Below are 19,736 nucleotides of genomic sequence, written 5' to 3'. Positions count from 1 at the left end.
AGTAAAAGCCCTAAAGATATAGATAAATATTCATTTTTAGAATAAGGGAACTTTGATAGAATGCCGTCATTAAAATTTTATTAACAACGGTTTTGTCTTCTTATGTATCAATACGACGCTATCGATCAGCAGCTCGTAGAAGAGCGTGTAGCGCAATTTCGCGACCAAACACGCCGCTATTTAAATAACGAGCTTAGTGAACAAGAGTTTTTACCATTGCGACTTCAAAACGGGCTATACGTTCAACGTTATGCTCCTATGCTACGAGTTGCAATCCCTTACGGCATGCTATCGAGCACACAACTTCGCACCCTTGCAGATATTGGTCGTCGTTACGATAAGGGCTACGGTCATTTTAGTACTCGTCAAAACTTACAGTTTAACTGGCCTACTCTAGAATCTGTTCCAGACATTCTTGCAGAACTGGCTGAAGTACAAATGCATGCTGTTCAGACAAGTGGCAACTGTATTCGTAACACCACAACAGACCAGTACGCGGGCGTTATTTCAGACGAAATCGTTGATCCACGTCCATATTGTGAACTGATTCGTCAGTGGTCTACATTCCACCCAGAATTCGCATTCTTACCTCGCAAATTCAAAATTGCAGTAAACGCGACGGAATCAGCTGACCGTGCAGCGACACAAGTGCATGATATCGGTCTTCATATTAAGAAGAACGATGCCGGTGAAATAGGCTTTAAAGTCATTGTCGGTGGTGGCTTAGGTCGTACGCCAATGGTAGGTGTAACGATCAGCGAGTTTGTAGCACGCGAAGATCTATTGACCTATTTAGATGCCATTATCCGCGTTTACAACCAAAACGGACGTCGTGACAACAAGTACAAAGCACGTATCAAAATACTTGTTAAAGCACTGGGTATCGAAGCGTTCCGCAAACTCGTTGACGCCGAATGGGAACACTTGCGTGGCAAAGAAAGCACTGTTCCGATGAGCGAATTCGATCGTTTACAGAACTTCTTTACGGAACCCGCTTACAAAACGCTAGATGACCAACCAACATCTGTAGCAGAAAAACTGAGCAATAGCCCGGGATTCGCTCGTTGGTACGAACGCAATACGTTCGCACATAAAAAAGCAGGTTACCGCATTGTCACTCTTACTCTTAAGAAAAACGGACAGGCTCCAGGCGATGCAACTTCCGATCAGATGGATAAAGCCGCAGATCTAGCAGACAAATACAGCTTCGGTGAGCTTCGTGTTAGCCACGAGCAGAACCTCGTATTAGCAGATGTGCAGCAAGACCAACTTATTGAGCTTTGGGAAGCTGCAAAAGAATCAGGCTTCGCAACGCCTACCTTAGGCTTGCTAACAGATATGATTTGCTGCCCAGGCGGAGATTTCTGTGCCTTAGCAAATGCCAAATCTATTCCTATCGCCAAACAAATCCAAGATACTTTCGAAGATTTAGATTATTTGTACGATATTGGCGAGGTTGATCTTAATATTTCGGGTTGTATGAATGCGTGTGGTCACCACCACGTTGGTAACATTGGCATTTTGGGTGTGGACAAGAAAGGTGAAGAGTTCTATCAAATTTCAATGGGTGGCGCATCCGGTCATGACGCCAGCATTGGTAAGATTTTAGGCCCCTCCTTCGCTCAAGACGAAATTGGCTCCGTTATGAAACGCATCATCGATCTGTACGTTGATCAACGCACAGAAGAAGAACGATTCATCGATACATTCCGCCGAATTGGCATCAAACCGTTTAAAGAGGCCGCATATGCAAAAGCTAATTAAAGACGGCGCGATCGTCGAGAACCAATATTCTGTTATCAAAGAAGCAGATCTAGCGGTTAGCGAAAACAGCATTGTTCCTATGCAACAATGGCTAGACAACAGCGACTCCGTTGCGGGCCTCTGGATCGAAGCTGGTGAAGGCATCGAAGCATTGGAAAACAAAGATCTGAGCCAATTACAAGTTATCGCTGTCAACTTCCCAGCGTTTGCCGACGGCCGCGGATTCAGCTACGGACGCCTAGTTCGCGAACGTCTTGGATTCAAAGGCGAAGTACGCGCAATTGGTAACTTCATCCCAGATCAACTCGGCTACTTGTTACGTTGCGGTTTCAACTCATTCGATTTTGAACAAGAAGTAAACCTCGAAAAAGCCTTGGAACTGCATAAACCATTTAGTATTGCATACCAAGGAGACGTTGCGGATCCTCGCCCGATATTCCTTCGCCGAGGCTAATGCAACCCAATCCTGCCCTGTTACTCGCAGGATAGTTCTTAAAAAAAGGCTCTTCGGAGCCTTTTTTATTTGCATAACCCCACCCGAACCCAGTATCTTATGATACTGAAGTGATTGATTGTTAAAGGGTCTTAACGTGTTCAAAAAATGTCTCACCAGCCTTGCATTTGGTATTCTCGTTTCCACTAGCGCCATGGCTGAAACCATCTATGTATCAGATATCCAGTTTATTGCCATTCGTGAAGGCCAAGGCAACAATACAAAAGCCGTTGAGCGAGGCCTAAAAAGTGGAACGCCGCTTGTCGTCCTCGACCGCAGCAACAGTTACACTAAGGTACGCACACCTAAAGGTAACGAGGGCTGGGTCGCCAACTATTTTTTAAGTGATAACCGCGTCAGTCGCGATCAACTAGTTCGTTTAGAAAGCAAACTCACAGAAGCCGCTGAAACCAAGCTGAATGCGGAAGAAGCACTAGATGAAGAAAAAGCAAAAGTCGCAAATTTAGTTACCCAAGTAGAACAATTAAATTCCGAACGAAGCTCTCTTCAAACTCAGCTCAGCGAAGTGAATGAACTTGCTCAAAAAGCAAGAGCCATTGTTGCAGCGAACGAAGAGTCAGCGTACAAAATTGAATCCTTGCAACACCAGCTTGATTCAGCTCAAAATGAAAACCAAATGCTGAAATCTTCTAAAGAGCAACGCTGGTTTATGATCGGTGCAACAACAATTATCATAGGCGTGCTCGCAGGGTTAATACTGCCCAACACACGTAAGAAGAAAGCGTCGACTGGCTCTTGGAGCTAAAAGGTAACGGCCTATATGGAAGTTTCTATTGTTCATTCGTTTTTTTTGATATTTGCAGGGGCGGCCGTAGTCGCCTCTGTTGCGTTATACACCCGCCAACCTATGATCCTCGCGTATATCGCGCTTGGCGTACTATTTGGCCCCTCTGCCTTATCCCTGATAGACGAACCTAAATTAATGGATGAGATGTCCCATATCGGCATTATCTTCCTGCTATTCCTGCTCGGCTTAGACATGCAACCCAGCCACCTTATCAATATGCTTAAAAAAGCATCTTGGGTTGCTTTAGCATCCTCCATTGCTTTTGCAGCTTTAGGGTATCTTGTCTCATTTGCATTTGGTTATACGCAGATTGAAGCCGTTATTGTCGGCTTAGCAATGATGTTTTCCAGCACCATTGTCTGTATCAAATTACTCCCCACCACCGTATTGCATCATAAGCACACAGGTGAACTCGTCGTCGGTCTATTACTGCTTCAGGACATCATCGCTATCGCGGTATTGCTCGTCCTTTACAGTATCGGCAGCACGGAAACAACAAGCGACTTTATGCGTTATGCTAAACCTATTCTAGGCTTACCATTACTCGTAGGTGGCGCTTTTTTATTCGTAAAATACGTTTTATTAAAGCTGATTGCGAAGTTTGACCGATTCCACGAATACATCTTCTTAGTTTCAATTGGCTGGTGCCTTGCCATGGCCGTGGCAGCGGAAACAGCAGGGCTGTCTGCTGAAATGGGTGCGTTTATCGCAGGTGTTGCGCTTGCGACTAGCCCAATATCCCAATACATAGCAACCAATCTAAAGCCACTAAGAGACTTTTTCCTAATACTGTTTTTCTTCTCAATTGGAGCAAGTTTTGACCTCGCGCTTTTAGGTGTTGTTATTGTCCCCGCTGTTGTATTGGCTGTCAGTGCCCTTCTCATTAAACCCACAGTATTTAGATACTTACTAAAAGGCTTGAAAGAAGACAAATCAACTTCATGGGAGGTGGGTTTCCGATTAGGTCAAGTCAGTGAGTTCTCATTACTCATCGCTTACCTCGCCGCATCAATTGGTTTAATTGGGGTGGAAGCAAGCCATGTAATTCAAGCAACCGCAATTCTAAGCTTTGCATTGTCTACTTATGTAGTAATTTTGAATTACCCTAACCCAATCGCAATATCAGATAGACTGAGAAAAGATTAGATAAATCCTTCTAAGCTACTGAATATTCAGCTTTTAAAGAAAAAAAAACCACAAAGAAAGGGGTGTTTAAAAACGCCCCTTTCTTTGTTTACTAAAAATATAATAGAATACGCGCCAATACCTGACTACAAATGCAAAAAAGTCTTGTATACTATCGCGAAAATTTTCGTCCCAAACTTATAGAGTAAAGTAATGGCTGACTTATCACACTACAGAAACATTGGTATTTTTGCCCACGTTGACGCGGGTAAAACAACCACAACAGAACGAATCCTGAAACTTACTGGTAAGATTCACAAAACTGGTGAGGTTCACGACGGTGAATCTACTACAGACTTCATGGAACAAGAAGCAGAGCGCGGTATTACTATCCAGTCGGCTGCTGTAACTTGTGAGTGGAAAAAGCACCGCCTAAACGTTATCGATACTCCTGGACACGTTGACTTCACAGTAGAAGTATACCGTTCACTTAAAGTTCTTGATGGTGGTATCGGCGTATTCTGTGGTTCTGGTGGTGTTGAGCCTCAATCAGAAACTAACTGGCGCTACGCAAACGAGTCAGAAGTAGCTCGTTGTATCTTCGTTAACAAACTTGACCGTCTAGGCGCTGATTTCTTCCGCGTTGTTGATCAAGTTAAAAACGTATTGGGCGCAAACCCACTTGTTATGACGCTACCAATTGGTACTGAAGACGAGTTCGTAGGCGTTGTAGACGTACTAACTAAGAAAGCGTACGTTTGGGACGACACAGGTCTTCCAGAAAACTACGAAATCACTGATATTCCAGAAGACATGGTTGATCAGGTTGACGAATACTACGAGCAACTAGTCGAAAGCGCCGTTGAAATGGACGACGACTTAATGGAAGCTTACATGGAAGGTGAAGAACCTTCTCTAGAAGAAATTAAGCGTTGTATCCGTAAAGGTACTCGTGATCTTGCATTCTTCCCTACATTCTGTGGTTCTGCATTCAAAAACAAAGGTGTTCAGTTGGTTCTTGACGCCGTTGTTGATTACCTTCCAGCACCAACAGAAGTTGATGCTCAGCCTCTTACAGACGCTGAAACTGGTGAGCCAACTGGTGAAGTTGCTACGGTTTCTGCCGATGAGCCATTACGCGCATTGGCATTTAAGATCATGGACGACCGTTTCGGCGCCCTAACCTTTATCCGTATCTACTCTGGTCGTCTTAAGAAAGGTGACACGGTTCTTAACTCTGCAACAGGTAAAACTGAGCGTATCGGCCGTATGGTTGAGATGCAAGCAGATGACCGTAACGAGATCTCTGAAGCTCAAGCGGGTGATATCCTTGCTGTTGTTGGTATGAAGAACGTTCAAACAGGTCACACTCTATGTGATCCTAAACACGAATGTACTCTTGAAGCAATGATCTTCCCTGATCCAGTAATCTCTATCGCTGTTAAGCCGAAAGACAAAGGCGGCAACGAGAAAATGGGTATCGCAATCGGTAAAATGGTTGCAGAAGATCCATCTTTCCAAGTTGAAACTGACGAAGATTCTGGCGAAACCATCCTTAAAGGTATGGGTGAGCTTCACCTAGACATCAAAGTTGATATTCTTAAGCGTACTTACGGCGTAGAACTTGAAGTGGGTCAACCACAAGTTGCTTACCGTGAAACGATCACACGCGAAGTTGAAGACAGCTACACTCACAAGAAACAGTCTGGTGGTTCTGGTCAGTTCGGTAAGATCGACTACCGCATCAAGCCTGGTGAGCAAAACTCTGGCTTCACATTCTCTTCAAGTGTTGTTGGTGGTAACGTACCTAAAGAATTCTGGCCTGCTGTTGAGAAAGGCTTCAAGTCTATGATGAACGAAGGTGTCCTAGCAGGTTACCCAGTACTAGACGTTGAAGTAGAACTGTTCGACGGTAGCTACCACGCGGTTGACTCCTCTGCTGTAGCGTTTGAAATCGCAGCTAAAGGCGCTTTCCGTCAGTCTATCCCGAAAGCAGGCGCACAACTTCTTGAGCCTATCATGAAAGTAGACGTGTTCACTCCAGAAGACCACGTTGGTGACGTAATCGGTGACCTTAACCGTCGTCGCGGCATGATCAAAGACCAAGAAGCTGGTGTTACTGGCGTTCGTATCAAAGCAGACGTACCTCTTTCTGAAATGTTCGGTTACATCGGTCAACTACGTACAATGACATCTGGTCGTGGTCAGTTCTCTATGGAGTTCTCTCACTACAATGGCTGTCCTGCTAACGTTGCTGAATCTGTTATCGAAGCAGCAAAAGAGCGTCGTGAAAAGAAAGACTAATTGTTAAATAACAATTAATCGACAATCAAAAAACCCGGCAAATGCCGGGTTTTTTATTAATTACGCTCCCTCTTAAAGAACGAGATCACAACATATAGCATGCTCACCTAGAAAGGCATTGGATATCGTTCAAATACTTCAGCGACGTCTTTTAGCACATCATCAGACAATGCAATATCAAACGCATCTATATCTTCTATAAGCTGATCCATCTTCGTCGCACCAATAATAGTAGACGTCACACCATCCACCTGATCACACCAAGCCAGCGAAAGCTGAGCAGGCGTTAAACCATGTTTTTTAGCAACCTCACAGTATTCAGCTACCGCTGCATTAGAAAGCTCAGTATCCCGAAACAAACCATTTCGCTGCGTAAAGCTCCAACGACTACCTTCTGGACGCGCCCCGTTCAAATATTTACCTGTTAGCGCACCGGCAGCCAACGGCGACCACGGAAGGTAAGCGACGTCGTCATGCACGCATTGCTCGATCAAATAAGGCCAATCTTTCGCATGCAGCAAGCTAAACTCATTTTGAATGGAGGCAACTCGCGCCAAACCGTGCTTTTCGCTCAACTTAACGTATTCACTGATACCCCATGTTGTATCATCAGATAAACCAAAGTGACGTATTTTTCCTGCTTTCACACTCTCATCCAGCGCCTGCAAGATCTCTAGCATTTGAGATTTATGTGCCTCAGTGTCAACATCAGTAAAATTTATGCGTCCTGGGTGATGCTTTGCAAAATGCGGTGTTGTGCGGTTCGGCCAATGCATCTGGTAGAGATCAATGTAATCCGTTTGCAATCGCTCAAGCGATGCATCAATGGAACTGATAATCGCCTCCCCTGTGATCTCCCCTCCATTACGAACATACCCTAAACCCTTTCCAGCGATTTTTGTCGCTAAAATGAATTCGTCTCGTCGATGAGGGTTGCGTGATAACCAGTTACCTATAATCGTTTCCGTTTTTCCATATGACTCCGGTGTCGGCGGAACAGAATACATCTCAGCAGTATCCATAAAATTAATACCTTGAGCCAATGCATACTCAATCTGAGCATCGGCATCCTCTTGAGTATTTTGCGTTCCCCACGTCATAGTACCTAGACAAACTCGTGAAACATCTAATCCAGTACGACCTAACTTTGAATACTTCATTGCTAAGCTATCCTATTAACAGTTCAATTAAATCAACCAATCCAATGTAGCCAATTTGGAGAGCGAGCACCAGAGCCTCATAAGGAAAGTTTGAGTATTATTACAAACATAAAAAAAGCCATTCTAATCATTTAGAATGGCTTTCGGGGGTATTGTACGTGACTTCGTGCGAAGGTCTCAGGTCTCAGGTCTCAGGTCTCAGGTCTCAGGTCTCAGGTCTCAGGTCTCAGGTCTCAGGTCTCAGGTCACAGATTGCCGTTAGAGCTGTCTATAAGGTACTCATACCGAGAATCGGTTAATGTTTTCATAAACGCGACCAATGCATCCACTCGACGATCATCCAATGCAGGCGCTCGCTCTAGCTCATTAAAATCAATTGAACGCGCAACTTCAGGCTCACGCCATGGCTGACCTGTTTCTGGGTTTAATGTACGCTTTCGGTTATTGTATTTGTCATAGAATAATACAACCGTTCTCAAATCCTTAAACACGCCATTGTGCATATAAGGCCCGGTTACAGCAACGTTACGCAAACTCGGCACTTTAAATTGGCCTTCATGCTTACGATCACTGACCTCAGGGTTATTAAGTAAACCAATGTCATAACCTTTATTGTTGTGCACAACAATATTTGGGTTAGATGGAACCCCTATATTCCGATAATCGTAATTGGAAAACGTTTCTTGAGGGTGAATAGGGGAACGTTGAAGCTGGTGGCACGCATTGCAATTCGTAAATTGCTGAGAAAAGAACAATGTTTTGCCTAGCTCCTCTTCTGGCGTCAAAGTCACCTCACCTCTTAACGAACGGTCATATTTTGAATCGAACGGCATAAACAGCTCAGTTTGTTCAAAATAAGCAATCGCATCGGTCAATGCAGCATATGCCTTTTTATCACTCTTTAAAGCGTCTTCACCGTAAATATCTTCCAGTTGCTCCAAGTAACTCGGATTCTCTCTAATTCGATCCATTACTGCAGTCTCATCCTTAAGCGCCATTTCTAATGGATTCAAAAAAGGACCGGCCGCCTGCTCCGCTAACCCATTAGCACGCCCATCAAGGAACTGTCCTCCTTGATATTCTCCATTTGCTTTTTGATGGAACGGCGGAGAGAATGCCGCATACCCTGCTGTCGGAGCATTTCGATCGCCTTGGGAGATCTCATCACTGCCAAGCGAAACAGCACCATCACCCGCTAGGTTACGATGATCAACAAAAGCAGCGCCCATATCGTGACATGAAGCGCAGGATTGATTCCGCTCTTTAGAAAGGTTTGTGTCAAAGAAAAGTTGACTGCCTAATAGTGCTTTTGGATTATCCAGAGGAACAGGTAAATCAGAACGCTTCACCGGTGCTTTAATCTGCCTATCGGCATTTTGTGAAACTTGATTAGCATCAGAGCCACATCCCACTAAGGCAGCGGAAAGAACCAAGCTCGAAATGAGTAAACGATACATCTCTTTCTCTCAATCAATGTAATACGAAATAAATGTAAAGAGACCTTTGCACGAAATCACGAGCAAAGCCAAAACGAGGTGTATCTATTGACCAAACTGGACAGCAGACACACCTCGTTAATCGCAATTGTCATGGCAGACAATTGAATAAGAAATACTTAAGCGCTATTGATCTGGCAGCGTAACATTTAACTCTAGGACACTACAGTCTTCAATATTCTCAAGCTGAATCTGAACATCTTTTGAATCAACCTGCACATACTTGCGAATCACGTCTATGATCTCTTGCTGCATTTGTGGCAAGTAATCCGGCTGCTGACGCTTAGAACGCTCATGAGCAACAATAATCTGAAGTCTATCTTTTGCTACGGACGCCGACGAGGGCTGACTCTTACTTTTAAAATAATCAAATATCCCCACGTTACCTACCCCCCTAACAATCTCTTAAAGAATCCCTTTCTCTGCACATCAAGAAAGCGCATTGGACGCTCCTCACCCATTAATCGATCCACTGCATCCGTGTACGCTAAGCCCGCTTCGGATTCCGTTTCTAAAATCACCGGAGTACCCTGATTCGACGCTTTTAACACAGATTCAGATTCAGGAATAACACCTATGAGAGGGATAGCTAGAATTTCTTCAACATCTTCAACACTCAACATCTCCCCAGCAGACACACGCTCAGGGTGATAACGAGTAATAAGTAAATGCTCTTCAATCGGCGCATCACCTCGTTCTGCACGGCGGCTTTTGCTTTGCAATATGCCCAAAATTCGATCTGAATCTCTGACCGAGGATACTTCAGGGTTTGTCACCACAACCGCAACATCTGCAAAATACAATGCCATTTGCGCACCCCGCTCGATACCTGCCGGCGAGTCACAAATAATGTAGTCAAACTCTTCCGCCAATTCTTTTAGCACGGCATCCACGCCTTCTAGCGTTAATGCATCTTTATCTCGCGTTTGCGATGCTGGCAAAATATACAAACCGTCTGTTCGCTTATCTTTTATTAACGCCTGATTTAGAGTCGCCTCTTTATTAATGACATTAACAAAATCGTAAACAACACGACGCTCACACCCCATAATCAAATCGAGGTTACGTAAACCCACATCAAAATCGATGATAACCGTTTTATGCCCTTTTAATGCGATCCCTGTCCCTAACGCAGCACTGGAGGTGGTTTTACCAACACCACCTTTACCAGACGTGACAACTATAATTTTTGCCAATGCTAAATCCCCCAACTCTCTGTTATCTAGATTCTGGCAAGCCGTATTTAAGTTTGCTCTCTAAAGGCAAATGGAACGACTTGCAGAACATTAATTTTTCTATGTATCTCAATCGCAAATTAAAAGCTACAGCGGCGCGACTTCTAAATTGTCGTCCACTAACATAATTTGTGCACTTTCTTTCCAGACATTATTTTGCAACGAATCACTCAGCATAAAGTTGCCTGCAATGGACACAAGCTCGGCTTCCAAACTTTTACAAAAGATCCGCGCTTGCTCATCGCCACGCACACCGGCCAGAGCTCTTCCTCTTAAAGCGCCATATACGTGAATATTCCCATCTGCTAATACTTCCGCTCCCGCACTCACCTGAGACAAAACAATCAGATCGCCCTCAGCGTAAACTTGCTGACCGGATCGAACGGGTCGCGTAATCACTTTAGCGGGCTGATTAACTCGCTTTTCTTCTATGATCTTTTTGACTATGACACTTGATTCTTCGGTGTCCGAGCGTTTTGTGCCTACCTCTTTTGAGACTTCATCGCTTACGGATGAAACCTTCATATCGCGTGATTTTGAATCAGGCAGTTGAGGGATACTGGAAGCCTCTGCCCACTCAGGCAAATTATTTTTTGCCCGCCAACCAATCACACTCATTCCAAGATCTCGAATCAGTTTGACAATCATCTCAAACTCATCCAAAGAAATCGTTCTGCATTTTGCCAGATCAACAATCACAGGCGCCTGATTAAAAAAGTGCGGTACTTGTTCGATTTTTTGGGTTAAATCAATTCGAATTCGATCCAATATCGGTTCATGGATCTCAAGCAGCACTGTTGTTACTACACTTCCTTTTAAGCGGAAGCTAATATCTGACATTGACTATTCCTTCTTACGTACTGCGCCTAAAGAACCGCCAAACGGCTCAGAATAACGTTATCCTGTATTCTAACAAGATATAAATAAAATCCATCAAATAAATTCAATATTTCGGCTCGAAACGCGAATCCACTGCGCTCAGATGGTTAAGCCTTGGTATACGTATAAAAAGAAGACAAAAAATCAATTAGCATACAAATCACACCAAATAATAACATTACACTAACATACTGTATTTATTGATTTTTTATCACTTACTCACAAACTTTTACCTGCATATCTGGGGAAAACCCCTAGCTCAACATCTAACCACTTTTTATTCATAGAGACCTTTGCATGAAATCACGAGCAACGCCAAGACGAGTCTCTTTTTAACACTGTATTAGAGAGCACACTCGTCGCGCAAAGGTCGCTCATCAAAATTTACGCCAGAATCAGATAACTGAAAAGCACTCCGAAAGTCGGCTAAAACCTAATCCGGCTCGCTTGGTAACCACAATTTGAGTGGGAATTCGCTCCTTTAATGCATCAATATGACTGATGACACCCACATGCTTACCCGAAGCATTGAGTTGGTCAAGCGCATCCAGCGCAATCTCAAGCGTGTCATTATCTAATGTACCAAAGCCTTCATCCAAAAATAACGAATCAATACTGGTTTTATGAGAAACCAAATCCGACAACGCCAACGCCAACGCAAGACTGACTAAAAAGCTTTCACCACCGGACAAAGTTTTAGTATCACGCGTTATATCCGCTTGCCAAGTATCCACCACCAGCAGAGACAATCCTTCTTGCAAATTGCGTTTTAGCTGATATCGCGGCTGCACTGAACTAAGCCGCCTATTGGCAAGATACACAAGATTATCCAATGTAACACTTTGAGCATATCGCCTAAATTTCGCTCCATCAGCCGATCCAACTAAGTTATTAAGTGTCGCAATCGCCTCAAATTCGACTCTCTTTTTTTGTAATCCTTCTAGCTGCTCAGACACTCGAGCTCGCAAAGCCATCTCGTGATCAAGGTTAGCTTTTAGCTCTCCCACTTCCTGCTGCTTCGCACTCAAGGCCTCAGCCAGACCATCAACTTGAGTTTTAAGCTGTTTGAAACCTTCTTCCGTTAGTTCAATCTCAGAAATATGCCCTTCCACTGCAGTTTTGTCGGCAAGATTAGATCCCAGCGCCAGCTCTGCCGATGCAATATCACGCTGCGTTTTACTTAACGCGTCAGCCAATATACCTTGACGATCTTTGAGCATCACGTAGGTGGCATCTTCCATATGACTCGTGCGCCATGCTTCATCATCCGAAAACCCATTATCGATTCGGACAGACAACCAGTTCTGCTCAGCGTTAGACAACGCCTCCTGCTGTTGAGAAATCCATTGACCATTAAGTGTTTCTTTTTGCTTTAATTCGGCAAGCACTACGTTTTTCTGATACAAGCTTTGCTCTAGCGAAGCGAGATGTTGGCGTTTCTGGCTCACCTCTAGCGCAAACATATCCCTTAATTCGCCTAACGTTTTGCCCAACAAATGACTCGACAAAGATTGATTTATGTCGGACAATGATAATTGAACACGCTCAATACTGCTCTCCAACTCTGCTAACTTCTTCATTAATTCTTCATTGCGAGAATCAAGATTGCTTTTCTTGATGTTGACTTCACGAATACCTTGCTCTGTATTTTCCAACTCACTAGATGCCGATAACCATTGTTTGTAACCTTGATTCAGAACATCCAATCCGTGCAGTGTTTGTTGAGAAATAACTTGTTTAGAAATAGCTTGTTGAGAGCGACCGTCCCGCTCGTCATCAGATTCACTCCCTAAATTTCTCTCTAGACCACCCTCTAGTAGAGCATTTAGATCCATCTCACCTTTCAGATCACGTACGCCATTTTCAATAGTCTTTAACGTATTTGCCAACGCTTCATCGACTGTTCGAATGCTTTCCGCTCGCTCCTTTAGTAAAGAGCTCGTACGCTTGATGTCATTTTCAACAAGTGAAAGTGAATGCTGTTGTTCGGCTATCGTACGTTTTAGAGTTTCTTGATGACTTATTAAGTTATCTTGCTCTGCGTTTCGACCTTGCGCCTCTGATACTTTACTTTGAAGTGTATTCAACTCTTCTTGAATGTATGACTCTTGCTCTTTAGGCGAACACAAAGCGAGCGATTCGAAGCCTCCCGAAAAATCGATCGTCAATTGCTCGAAATCTCGTTTCATCCGATCCAATGCTTCATTCGACTGGTCAACAAGGCGTTTTATTAACACCTTACGCTCTTCGAGTCCTCGTATATCAAGCTTCTTTTCATCTACTTGTTTTGCGACCTCATTATAAGCCCTTTGCCTTTCAATAAGTTCACGTTCGAGTTCATCTGTTTGGTTACTCAGCCCTGTGCTCCATGGGTGACTTTCACTTCCACAAAGCGGGCACGCCTCCCCATCAATTAGTCTGGCTCGTTCAGCCTCTAAACTCGCAACTCGGCGCTCCAAGTCAATCCTTTTAGACAGATGCTCACAATGGGATTTCGCATCATCAAACGCAATGGTCAAGTCATCAAGCGCTTGCTTCCCAGTGATGCTTTCCTCTTCGAGTTGTTTTAAATCCGTATAGAGATCATTGATTTTACGCTCGGCCCCAACCCATTCATCGTGTTTTTCTCTACGACGAACAACATTTGGCAACAGGGTTTCGAGCTGATCGTATCGAACAATACACGCTTGGTCGTCCTCATGATGCGTCGCTAACTCGTCAAACTGAGCATCGACTTCAGCCAATAACTTAACACTTGATTCCAGCTCATCTTTTTTTAGGCTTGATTGATCGCGTAAGCCGCTTAGGCTTTCTTCCGTATCTGCTTTCTTAGTAAGAAATGAGCATCGCTCATTACTGGATACATGATATTGATCTTTTAAACTAAGCAAATACGGTAACTGAGTCGCACGCTCTTTGACCTTGTCCGGTGCAATAGACAATACACCATTAAGTTCCGCCCGCTGGCTCTCTAACTCAGCACACTCTTTCTGTATTTGCTCAGTGTGTGCGTTATTTTTTGAAAGCGTTTCCACACAGTCGCGCTTACTTTGAAAAAGCGCATTTAGCGTTTGTTCTTCTCTTTCTTTTGATCGTAGCAGAGGCTCGATTTGGTCTTTTGCTTTTCTCTCGAACGACTCAGCCGCCTGAAGAGCTTCTGTTAATTGGGTTTGTCCAAATTCAACCTCTGTCTGAAGTGCTTCAACGGCTCGCTTTTCACTGCTTAGCTTTTCAAGCGTTTCAGTTTGGTTGTTCTCTAACGCGACCAATCTATGGCGAGATTCTATTAATGTCTTGAATTGTTCATCCAAAGCAACAGCCTTCTCATGCAAAGTAAGTGCTGCATCATCGTTTTTAAACAATTCGATACTGTGCTCAACCCCTGCGTGCTTTTCCTGCGCAGATGACAAATACGACTGAGCTTTCAAGTAGTTCTGCAACCACTGTAATGCAATTTGCTTTTCTTGACGTTGAACGGTTAGCTCTGTTGAATTAGATTGAGCTTCCTGCAAGTTCGATTGCAGGGCCACCAGCTCTTCTTCTCCCATAATCACCATACTTCCGTGTATGGCTTCCAATTGTTCTATCGCTTGCTTTTCTTCGCGATATCGTTCAAATACAAAACTGGATATCTGAGCGTACACCTCAGTGCCGGTTAGCTCTTCTAGAAGCTCTGCTTTCTCTCGTTCATTCGAGTTTAGAAACGCTGCAAAACCGCCTTGCGCAAGCATCATCGACCGAGTAAAACGACCAAAATCTAACCCCGTCAATTCCGCTATTAGGCGTACTTTTTCATTTGTCTTATTGGTAAGAACCTTTCCATCTGCATCCGCGATCTCACATTTTGCATCTTGTAAATTACCATCGGACTTTCCTCTAGCGCGACGTTGACTCCAAAATGCTCGATAGCGATTTTGATTGACTTCAAATACGACTTCCGCCAAACAATCCGCCGTCGAACGCGTCATGATGTCATTCACACTTTTTGAGACTTTCAAGCCTCTGGGTGTTTCGTGATAAAGCGCGAGACAAATTGCATCCAGTAACGTTGATTTTCCTGCACCGGTCGGACCGACAATCGCAAACAGCCCGTTTTCATCAAAAGGGCTGGCCTCAAAATCCAAATACCACTCACCTTTCAATGCATTTAAATTTTTAAGCCTTAAGGAACAAATCTTCACTTTTCTGACACCTTACCCATGTCCATATCTGACAAAAGCTGAGAAAACAGCTGTTTTTGAACACGCTTTTGCTCATCGTCCAACACATCTCCTTCGTCAATGAGTCGGCTAAAGACGTCGTTCACTGACAGCTCATCTAGCGTTTCATTCATTGCGACCTCACTCTGAAGAGTATCGGCAGGCTTTACGCGACTCAATCGAAGCAGTTCTGCATTTTTCCCTTCTAACAAATCATTGATACGGTTTTGAACATCTGCGCCAAATTCAAGAGATTCAACCTTGATCTCCAACCAAGTTGGTTTGTCACCTTCAAAGCGCTCTCTCTCTAAAATCTGAGCAATTTCGTCGAATCGGCCTTTTAATGAACGCATTGGCTGAAAACATGGAATGTTTACTTCTCGAATAGAATCAGAAATACAATCCGTTTCGAATACCACAACCTGTTTGGAATGAGATATCTCATCAAAGCTCAGCGGGATTGGAGAACCGCAATATCGCATCATTCCTCCTCGCCCTACTTTTTGGGGGCGGTGAATGTGCCCCAATGCCAAATAATCAAACTCAGGGAAAAGTGAAGCCGGGATATTATCGACACTGCCAACATAAATATCTCGAACAGATTCTGTTTTTTCACTCCCAAAAACTGTTAAGTGCCCAGTACCAATGATCGGAATATCGTGTTTGAGATTAAGCTCTGTTTTTAAGCACTGTGCAGAGTCAAACTGTACCTGATAATATGTCGTAATACTTCCAAGTAGCTTGTCCTTTTTGTATTGCTCAGACTCCCCTTCGAACGACAGGTACAAGTCTTTCGGGCGAAGAAACGGCACAGCACAGACAATGGCCGCAGGGTCACCACTTGCATTTTTTACAAGCATTACGTTGTCACGCTCTTCTTCTGGAGCCGTCACAACATTAGCTTTCATGTAAGACAATAGGTCCTTCGATTCATTGAGCATACTGACCGAATCGTGATTCCCCGCTAACACAAGCAGCTGGCAGTTGGCTTTAAACAATGAAACAACAAGAGAGTGGTACAATTCCCGTGCGTAGCTTGGCGGTGATCCCGTATCAAAAACATCACCAGCAATGATCACAAGCTCAATGCGTTCGTTTTCTACGAAGGTTACTAACCAATCAATTAATTGGCTGTGTTCTTCATAACGTGTTTTTCCCATGAAGTGCTGACCAAGGTGCCAGTCGGAGGTATGTAAAATCTTCATTGATTAAATTAAATAGGTCTCTAAGGTGTATTTGGGAGCAAACTAAAAGAAGGCGATGCAGACATTGATGTTGATAACAACGGAAGATACAGAAGGTGCTCCGCTCGAACCTTGGATTCCGTTAATAGCGCCTCCAACGATTCGGAGAAAATTCGTTCTCCTACAGAGATCACACACTGAAACCGTTGAAATTTAAATTCGCTTAAATCTAGGTTACGCGCATCACCCTGCAAAATGACGACCGTCGTGTCATCAGAAAACGACGCAGTAAGAGGGCCGGAGAGTTCAAACAAAACGGGCTCAATAATCAACAGAACACGCCCGTCATTGGCAGACGAGAGAACCTCGGCTGTTATCTTCGAGTCGACAGCGCCTTGGGATGAATCCGTAATGTGAGAGAACTTCGAATAGCAAAGTGCTGAAGCATAGTGGTTTGGCGACCAAAAATAACAGCCTTCTTGATCAGACCCAACAACGACCCAAACGTCCATTTTCTTATCGAACCTTACTTTTTCCCCCATGATCAAAGACCGCGAAGACATTCCCGTAAGCAGCGTTCCTACACGCAACTGCGATGATGAGATACAAGTAACAGGTACACTTTCAACTTTAGGGAGCTCAAAGGTGAGATTAAATGAACGATCTATCTGAGTTTGGCATGCCAAAATATCAGCTTTTAAATCCAAGTCATAGACACTGCAGGAACAACACGCCCCCGCACGACAGCCATAGGCAATGTCTACTCCATTTTCGAGTAAAAGGCTCAAAAGGTTCTCACCTTCTGGCGCTTGAATCAGTTTGCCATCAACTTTTATTTCCATTTGTCACCCGTTCAGACATATAGCCGCATTATGCCACATTTCACATTGAACGTACGCTACAAGGATTGCGCGGGTGGACGCCGTCTTCCATTGGCACTGTAAGATGGCTTTACTAGCGTGAAGCGCTTTTTCACAACTTGACGTGTTACAGGCTGTATAAAGACAAGATACATAAGCTGATCATCAAGCGTGATTTTTGTCATTTCCCAATCACACTGAATACTAATCCCACCATTGTGAGAAAGAATCACTCCTTCGTGGGAACGATCAAATATACCAGGGCCGTTAGCAGAAAGCTCTGCAAGCCAGTTACGTCTGTAAATATCAGATAAGAACGGAAAACACGTTAAAATATCAACCGAATGATTAATAACCGATTCACGACGAAAGCCTACGATTTTTAAAGCGTTATTATTAACCTCTATAAGCTTCCCTTTGCGATCAATCAATAATGCCGCAATTTGGTGATTATTAAGCACAGCTTCAAGTATTTGCTCAGCGAATTGACGGTTTTTTTCAGAGTCTTGATAACAGCGGCGAGCATCATCTCGTTGTCGCGTAAGGTTTCCCACTTTTTTAGAAAACCGTTGGAGCATCTCTATTCCATCAAATAACACGCCATTCGAGAGCGAGCTATCATCACAGTTCGCGGCAACGCCTTTCAGTTCTGATTTACGCCGCAAAATACAAACAACCAACCCAACGAAAGACATCGAGAGCGACAATAAACCAAACACACCAAGCGTGCTGGAAAATCCATTAAATAAAAGCGTTGAAGTACCAAACCCAAGCAAAGAGGACAACAAAACAACGCATAGACCGTTACCCTTCATTAAACCTCCAACACCAAACCTCAAATCTCGTCAAAACACACCATAAGTTAGAAAAAGCACATGACTAAAACTCTAGCAGCGGAATGATTGTCACTCTGTAGTCTTTTGTATGAGTTTGATTGTGGGCACGTAATAGCAAGAAAAAAGATTGCAAGAACACTAAAAATACAATTTTCACCCTATACATGCTGCATAACAAATTTACAGTCCCTTACACGAATGCGCACTTTATTAATTGAAATAAGTGTTGTAAGTTAAAGCCCTGCGCAACTGTTCTAAGAAGTGTCCGTAGAAGCGGAGCAAAAATGATCAGTGCGTGTTATAGGGAAATTTAAAGGAACAGGATTATGCCAAGCACGACTATAAAAAGTCTCAAGACTGCCCAATCAAACGACATTAAATTAAACACCCATACTCTTCCTATAACACCTACTTTTTACGCAGGTGGGGTTTTACAATCCAGCTCTGGCCAACTCATTTACTTGCGTCAATATCATTCATTTGGGCGAATGCAAGGCTGCCACACACTTCTTTCTCGAGAAGATATCTCGCGCATTCACGCGCTAATATGCTGGAAAAATGGTAAATGGAGCCTTGAAGACAAAAGCACTAATGGTGTTTGGATAAACGACCAAAAAGTTCCCAAAGAAGCTCCTGTCGCACTAAACCTAGACGACACTATTATTTTGTCATCACGTGACGGCGAGTCCTTTAAAGTATTAAGCATTTTGGAACCGTGTGATCTACTCGTGCACATTAACCCTTCTAAGCCCGCTATCCCACTCGAGAGACCTGAAACAAACATAAATGAGCATATCACTATGACATTTGGCAGTTTAGGCTGGAAATTTCTCGATCGTACGAAAGGCAACCAGCCTTTTCCAATTCAAAATGGAGAGCTCTTACAATGCGGAGGAGCTTATTATCGACTCCAAACCAATAATGTTGAACACGATACCATTATCAATCGCCCCACCGCATACACTGTATCTGACTTAGAGTTCAAACTCGAAGTGTCAGATGACGAAGAGCACATCACCCTAATTATTCAAGACATACATCAAACGACTGAAGTATCAGGCCATAGAATACAAAGCCAATTGTATTTATTGCTTTGTCTTGCACGTAAAAGTATTGAAGATGACGAAGCTGGCTACCCTGAAAATAACCGAGGGTGGATAGACCTCAAGGAACTATCCAAAACCCTAGGAATCGAGCCTGAAAACACACGCATTCGCTTGCATCGATTACGTACCCGATTACGCGATTCAGTCAGTTTCAATGGATTCGATGCGTGCGAACTTTTACAGCTCAAGGACGGCGAAATACGCTTTAACAGCAATAAAATAACTATTGTGAAAGGAAGCCACAGCAGGATGCAAGACCATTCACCTCAATGACATAGATAATTAAC

The 19,736-nt window shown here is 43.7% G+C and carries 15 protein-coding genes; 6 read left to right on the top strand and 9 right to left on the bottom strand.

What is annotated here, in order from left to right; translation table 11 throughout:
• Window positions 1-102: 102 nt before the first annotated feature.
• The 5 genes from DFP79_RS04795 (at window position 103) to fusA (ending at window position 6,494) form a co-directional block, all read left to right on the top strand.
• Window positions 103-1,764, top strand: a complete 1,662-nt coding sequence (locus DFP79_RS04795) for a nitrite/sulfite reductase (RefSeq protein WP_133502785.1) — start codon at window positions 103-105, stop codon at window positions 1,762-1,764.
• Window positions 1,748-2,218, top strand: a complete 471-nt coding sequence (locus tag DFP79_RS04790; RefSeq protein WP_133502784.1) for a DUF934 domain-containing protein — start codon at window positions 1,748-1,750, stop codon at window positions 2,216-2,218. Before DFP79_RS04795 ends, DFP79_RS04790 begins: the two co-directional genes overlap by 17 nt.
• A 136-nt stretch (window positions 2,219-2,354) precedes the next feature.
• On the top strand, window positions 2,355-3,023 hold the full coding sequence (locus tag DFP79_RS04785; protein WP_133502783.1) for a TIGR04211 family SH3 domain-containing protein: 669 nt from the start codon (window positions 2,355-2,357) through the stop codon (window positions 3,021-3,023).
• 15 nt (window positions 3,024-3,038) lie between these two features.
• Window positions 3,039-4,211 (top strand): cation:proton antiporter domain-containing protein, encoded by a 1,173-nt coding sequence (locus DFP79_RS04780; protein WP_133502782.1) that lies wholly within the window; start codon window positions 3,039-3,041, stop codon window positions 4,209-4,211.
• A 192-nt stretch (window positions 4,212-4,403) separates the two neighbouring features.
• Window positions 4,404-6,494 (top strand): elongation factor G, encoded by a 2,091-nt coding sequence (gene fusA / locus DFP79_RS04775; protein ID WP_133502781.1) that lies wholly within the window; start codon window positions 4,404-4,406, stop codon window positions 6,492-6,494.
• Window positions 6,495-6,601: 107 nt separating this feature from the next.
• Here the strand turns inward: fusA and DFP79_RS04770 are convergent, their stop codons facing one another.
• The 9 genes from DFP79_RS04770 to DFP79_RS04730 form a co-directional block, all read right to left on the bottom strand.
• Window positions 6,602-7,654, bottom strand: a complete 1,053-nt coding sequence (locus tag DFP79_RS04770; RefSeq protein WP_133502780.1) for an aldo/keto reductase — start codon at window positions 7,652-7,654, stop codon at window positions 6,602-6,604.
• 245 nt (window positions 7,655-7,899) lie between these two features.
• Window positions 7,900-9,111: a cytochrome-c peroxidase gene (locus DFP79_RS04765; protein WP_133502779.1), complete on the bottom strand. Its 1,212-nt coding sequence runs from the start codon at window positions 9,109-9,111 to the stop codon at window positions 7,900-7,902.
• A gap of 165 nt (window positions 9,112-9,276) precedes the next feature.
• A complete protein-coding gene (minE, locus tag DFP79_RS04760) occupies window positions 9,277-9,531 on the bottom strand; it encodes a cell division topological specificity factor MinE (RefSeq protein WP_013661468.1) in 255 nt (84 codons plus the stop codon).
• Window positions 9,532-9,536: 5 nt separating this feature from the next.
• Complete coding sequence (minD, locus tag DFP79_RS04755) at window positions 9,537-10,346, bottom strand: septum site-determining protein MinD (protein ID WP_133502778.1); 810 nt, start codon at window positions 10,344-10,346, stop codon at window positions 9,537-9,539.
• Between the two features lie 126 nt (window positions 10,347-10,472).
• The gene (gene minC / locus DFP79_RS04750) at window positions 10,473-11,225 is read right to left on the bottom strand and encodes a septum site-determining protein MinC (protein ID WP_133502777.1); all 753 of its coding nucleotides are present in this window, start codon (window positions 11,223-11,225) and stop codon (window positions 10,473-10,475) included.
• A 434-nt stretch (window positions 11,226-11,659) separates the two neighbouring features.
• Complete coding sequence (locus DFP79_RS04745; RefSeq protein ID WP_133502776.1) at window positions 11,660-15,445, bottom strand: AAA family ATPase; 3,786 nt, start codon at window positions 15,443-15,445, stop codon at window positions 11,660-11,662.
• Window positions 15,442-16,668 carry an exonuclease subunit SbcD gene (gene sbcD, locus DFP79_RS04740; protein ID WP_133502775.1) on the bottom strand — a complete coding sequence of 409 codons (1,227 nt, stop codon included), beginning with the start codon at window positions 16,666-16,668 and terminating at the stop codon, window positions 15,442-15,444. Before sbcD ends, DFP79_RS04745 begins: the two co-directional genes overlap by 4 nt.
• 20 nt (window positions 16,669-16,688) lie before the next feature.
• Window positions 16,689-17,489, bottom strand: a complete 801-nt coding sequence (locus DFP79_RS04735) for a 2Fe-2S iron-sulfur cluster-binding protein (RefSeq protein ID WP_133502774.1) — start codon at window positions 17,487-17,489, stop codon at window positions 16,689-16,691.
• A 56-nt stretch (window positions 17,490-17,545) separates the two neighbouring features.
• Window positions 17,546-18,322 (bottom strand): PAS domain S-box protein, encoded by a 777-nt coding sequence (locus DFP79_RS04730; RefSeq protein ID WP_133502773.1) that lies wholly within the window; start codon window positions 18,320-18,322, stop codon window positions 17,546-17,548.
• 347 nt (window positions 18,323-18,669) lie between these two features.
• Here DFP79_RS04730 and DFP79_RS04725 point away from each other — a divergent pair, with 347 nt between their 5' ends.
• Complete coding sequence (locus DFP79_RS04725) at window positions 18,670-19,722, top strand: FHA domain-containing protein (RefSeq protein WP_133502772.1); 1,053 nt, start codon at window positions 18,670-18,672, stop codon at window positions 19,720-19,722.
• Window positions 19,723-19,736 lie beyond the last annotated feature (14 nt).

The sequence above is a fragment of the Marinomonas balearica genome, from assembly GCF_004362145.1.
Lineage (GTDB): Bacteria > Pseudomonadota > Gammaproteobacteria > Pseudomonadales > Marinomonadaceae > Marinomonas > Marinomonas balearica.
Note: the sequence above shows the minus strand (reverse complement) of the source record. Positions and strands in the feature narration are given on the sequence as shown.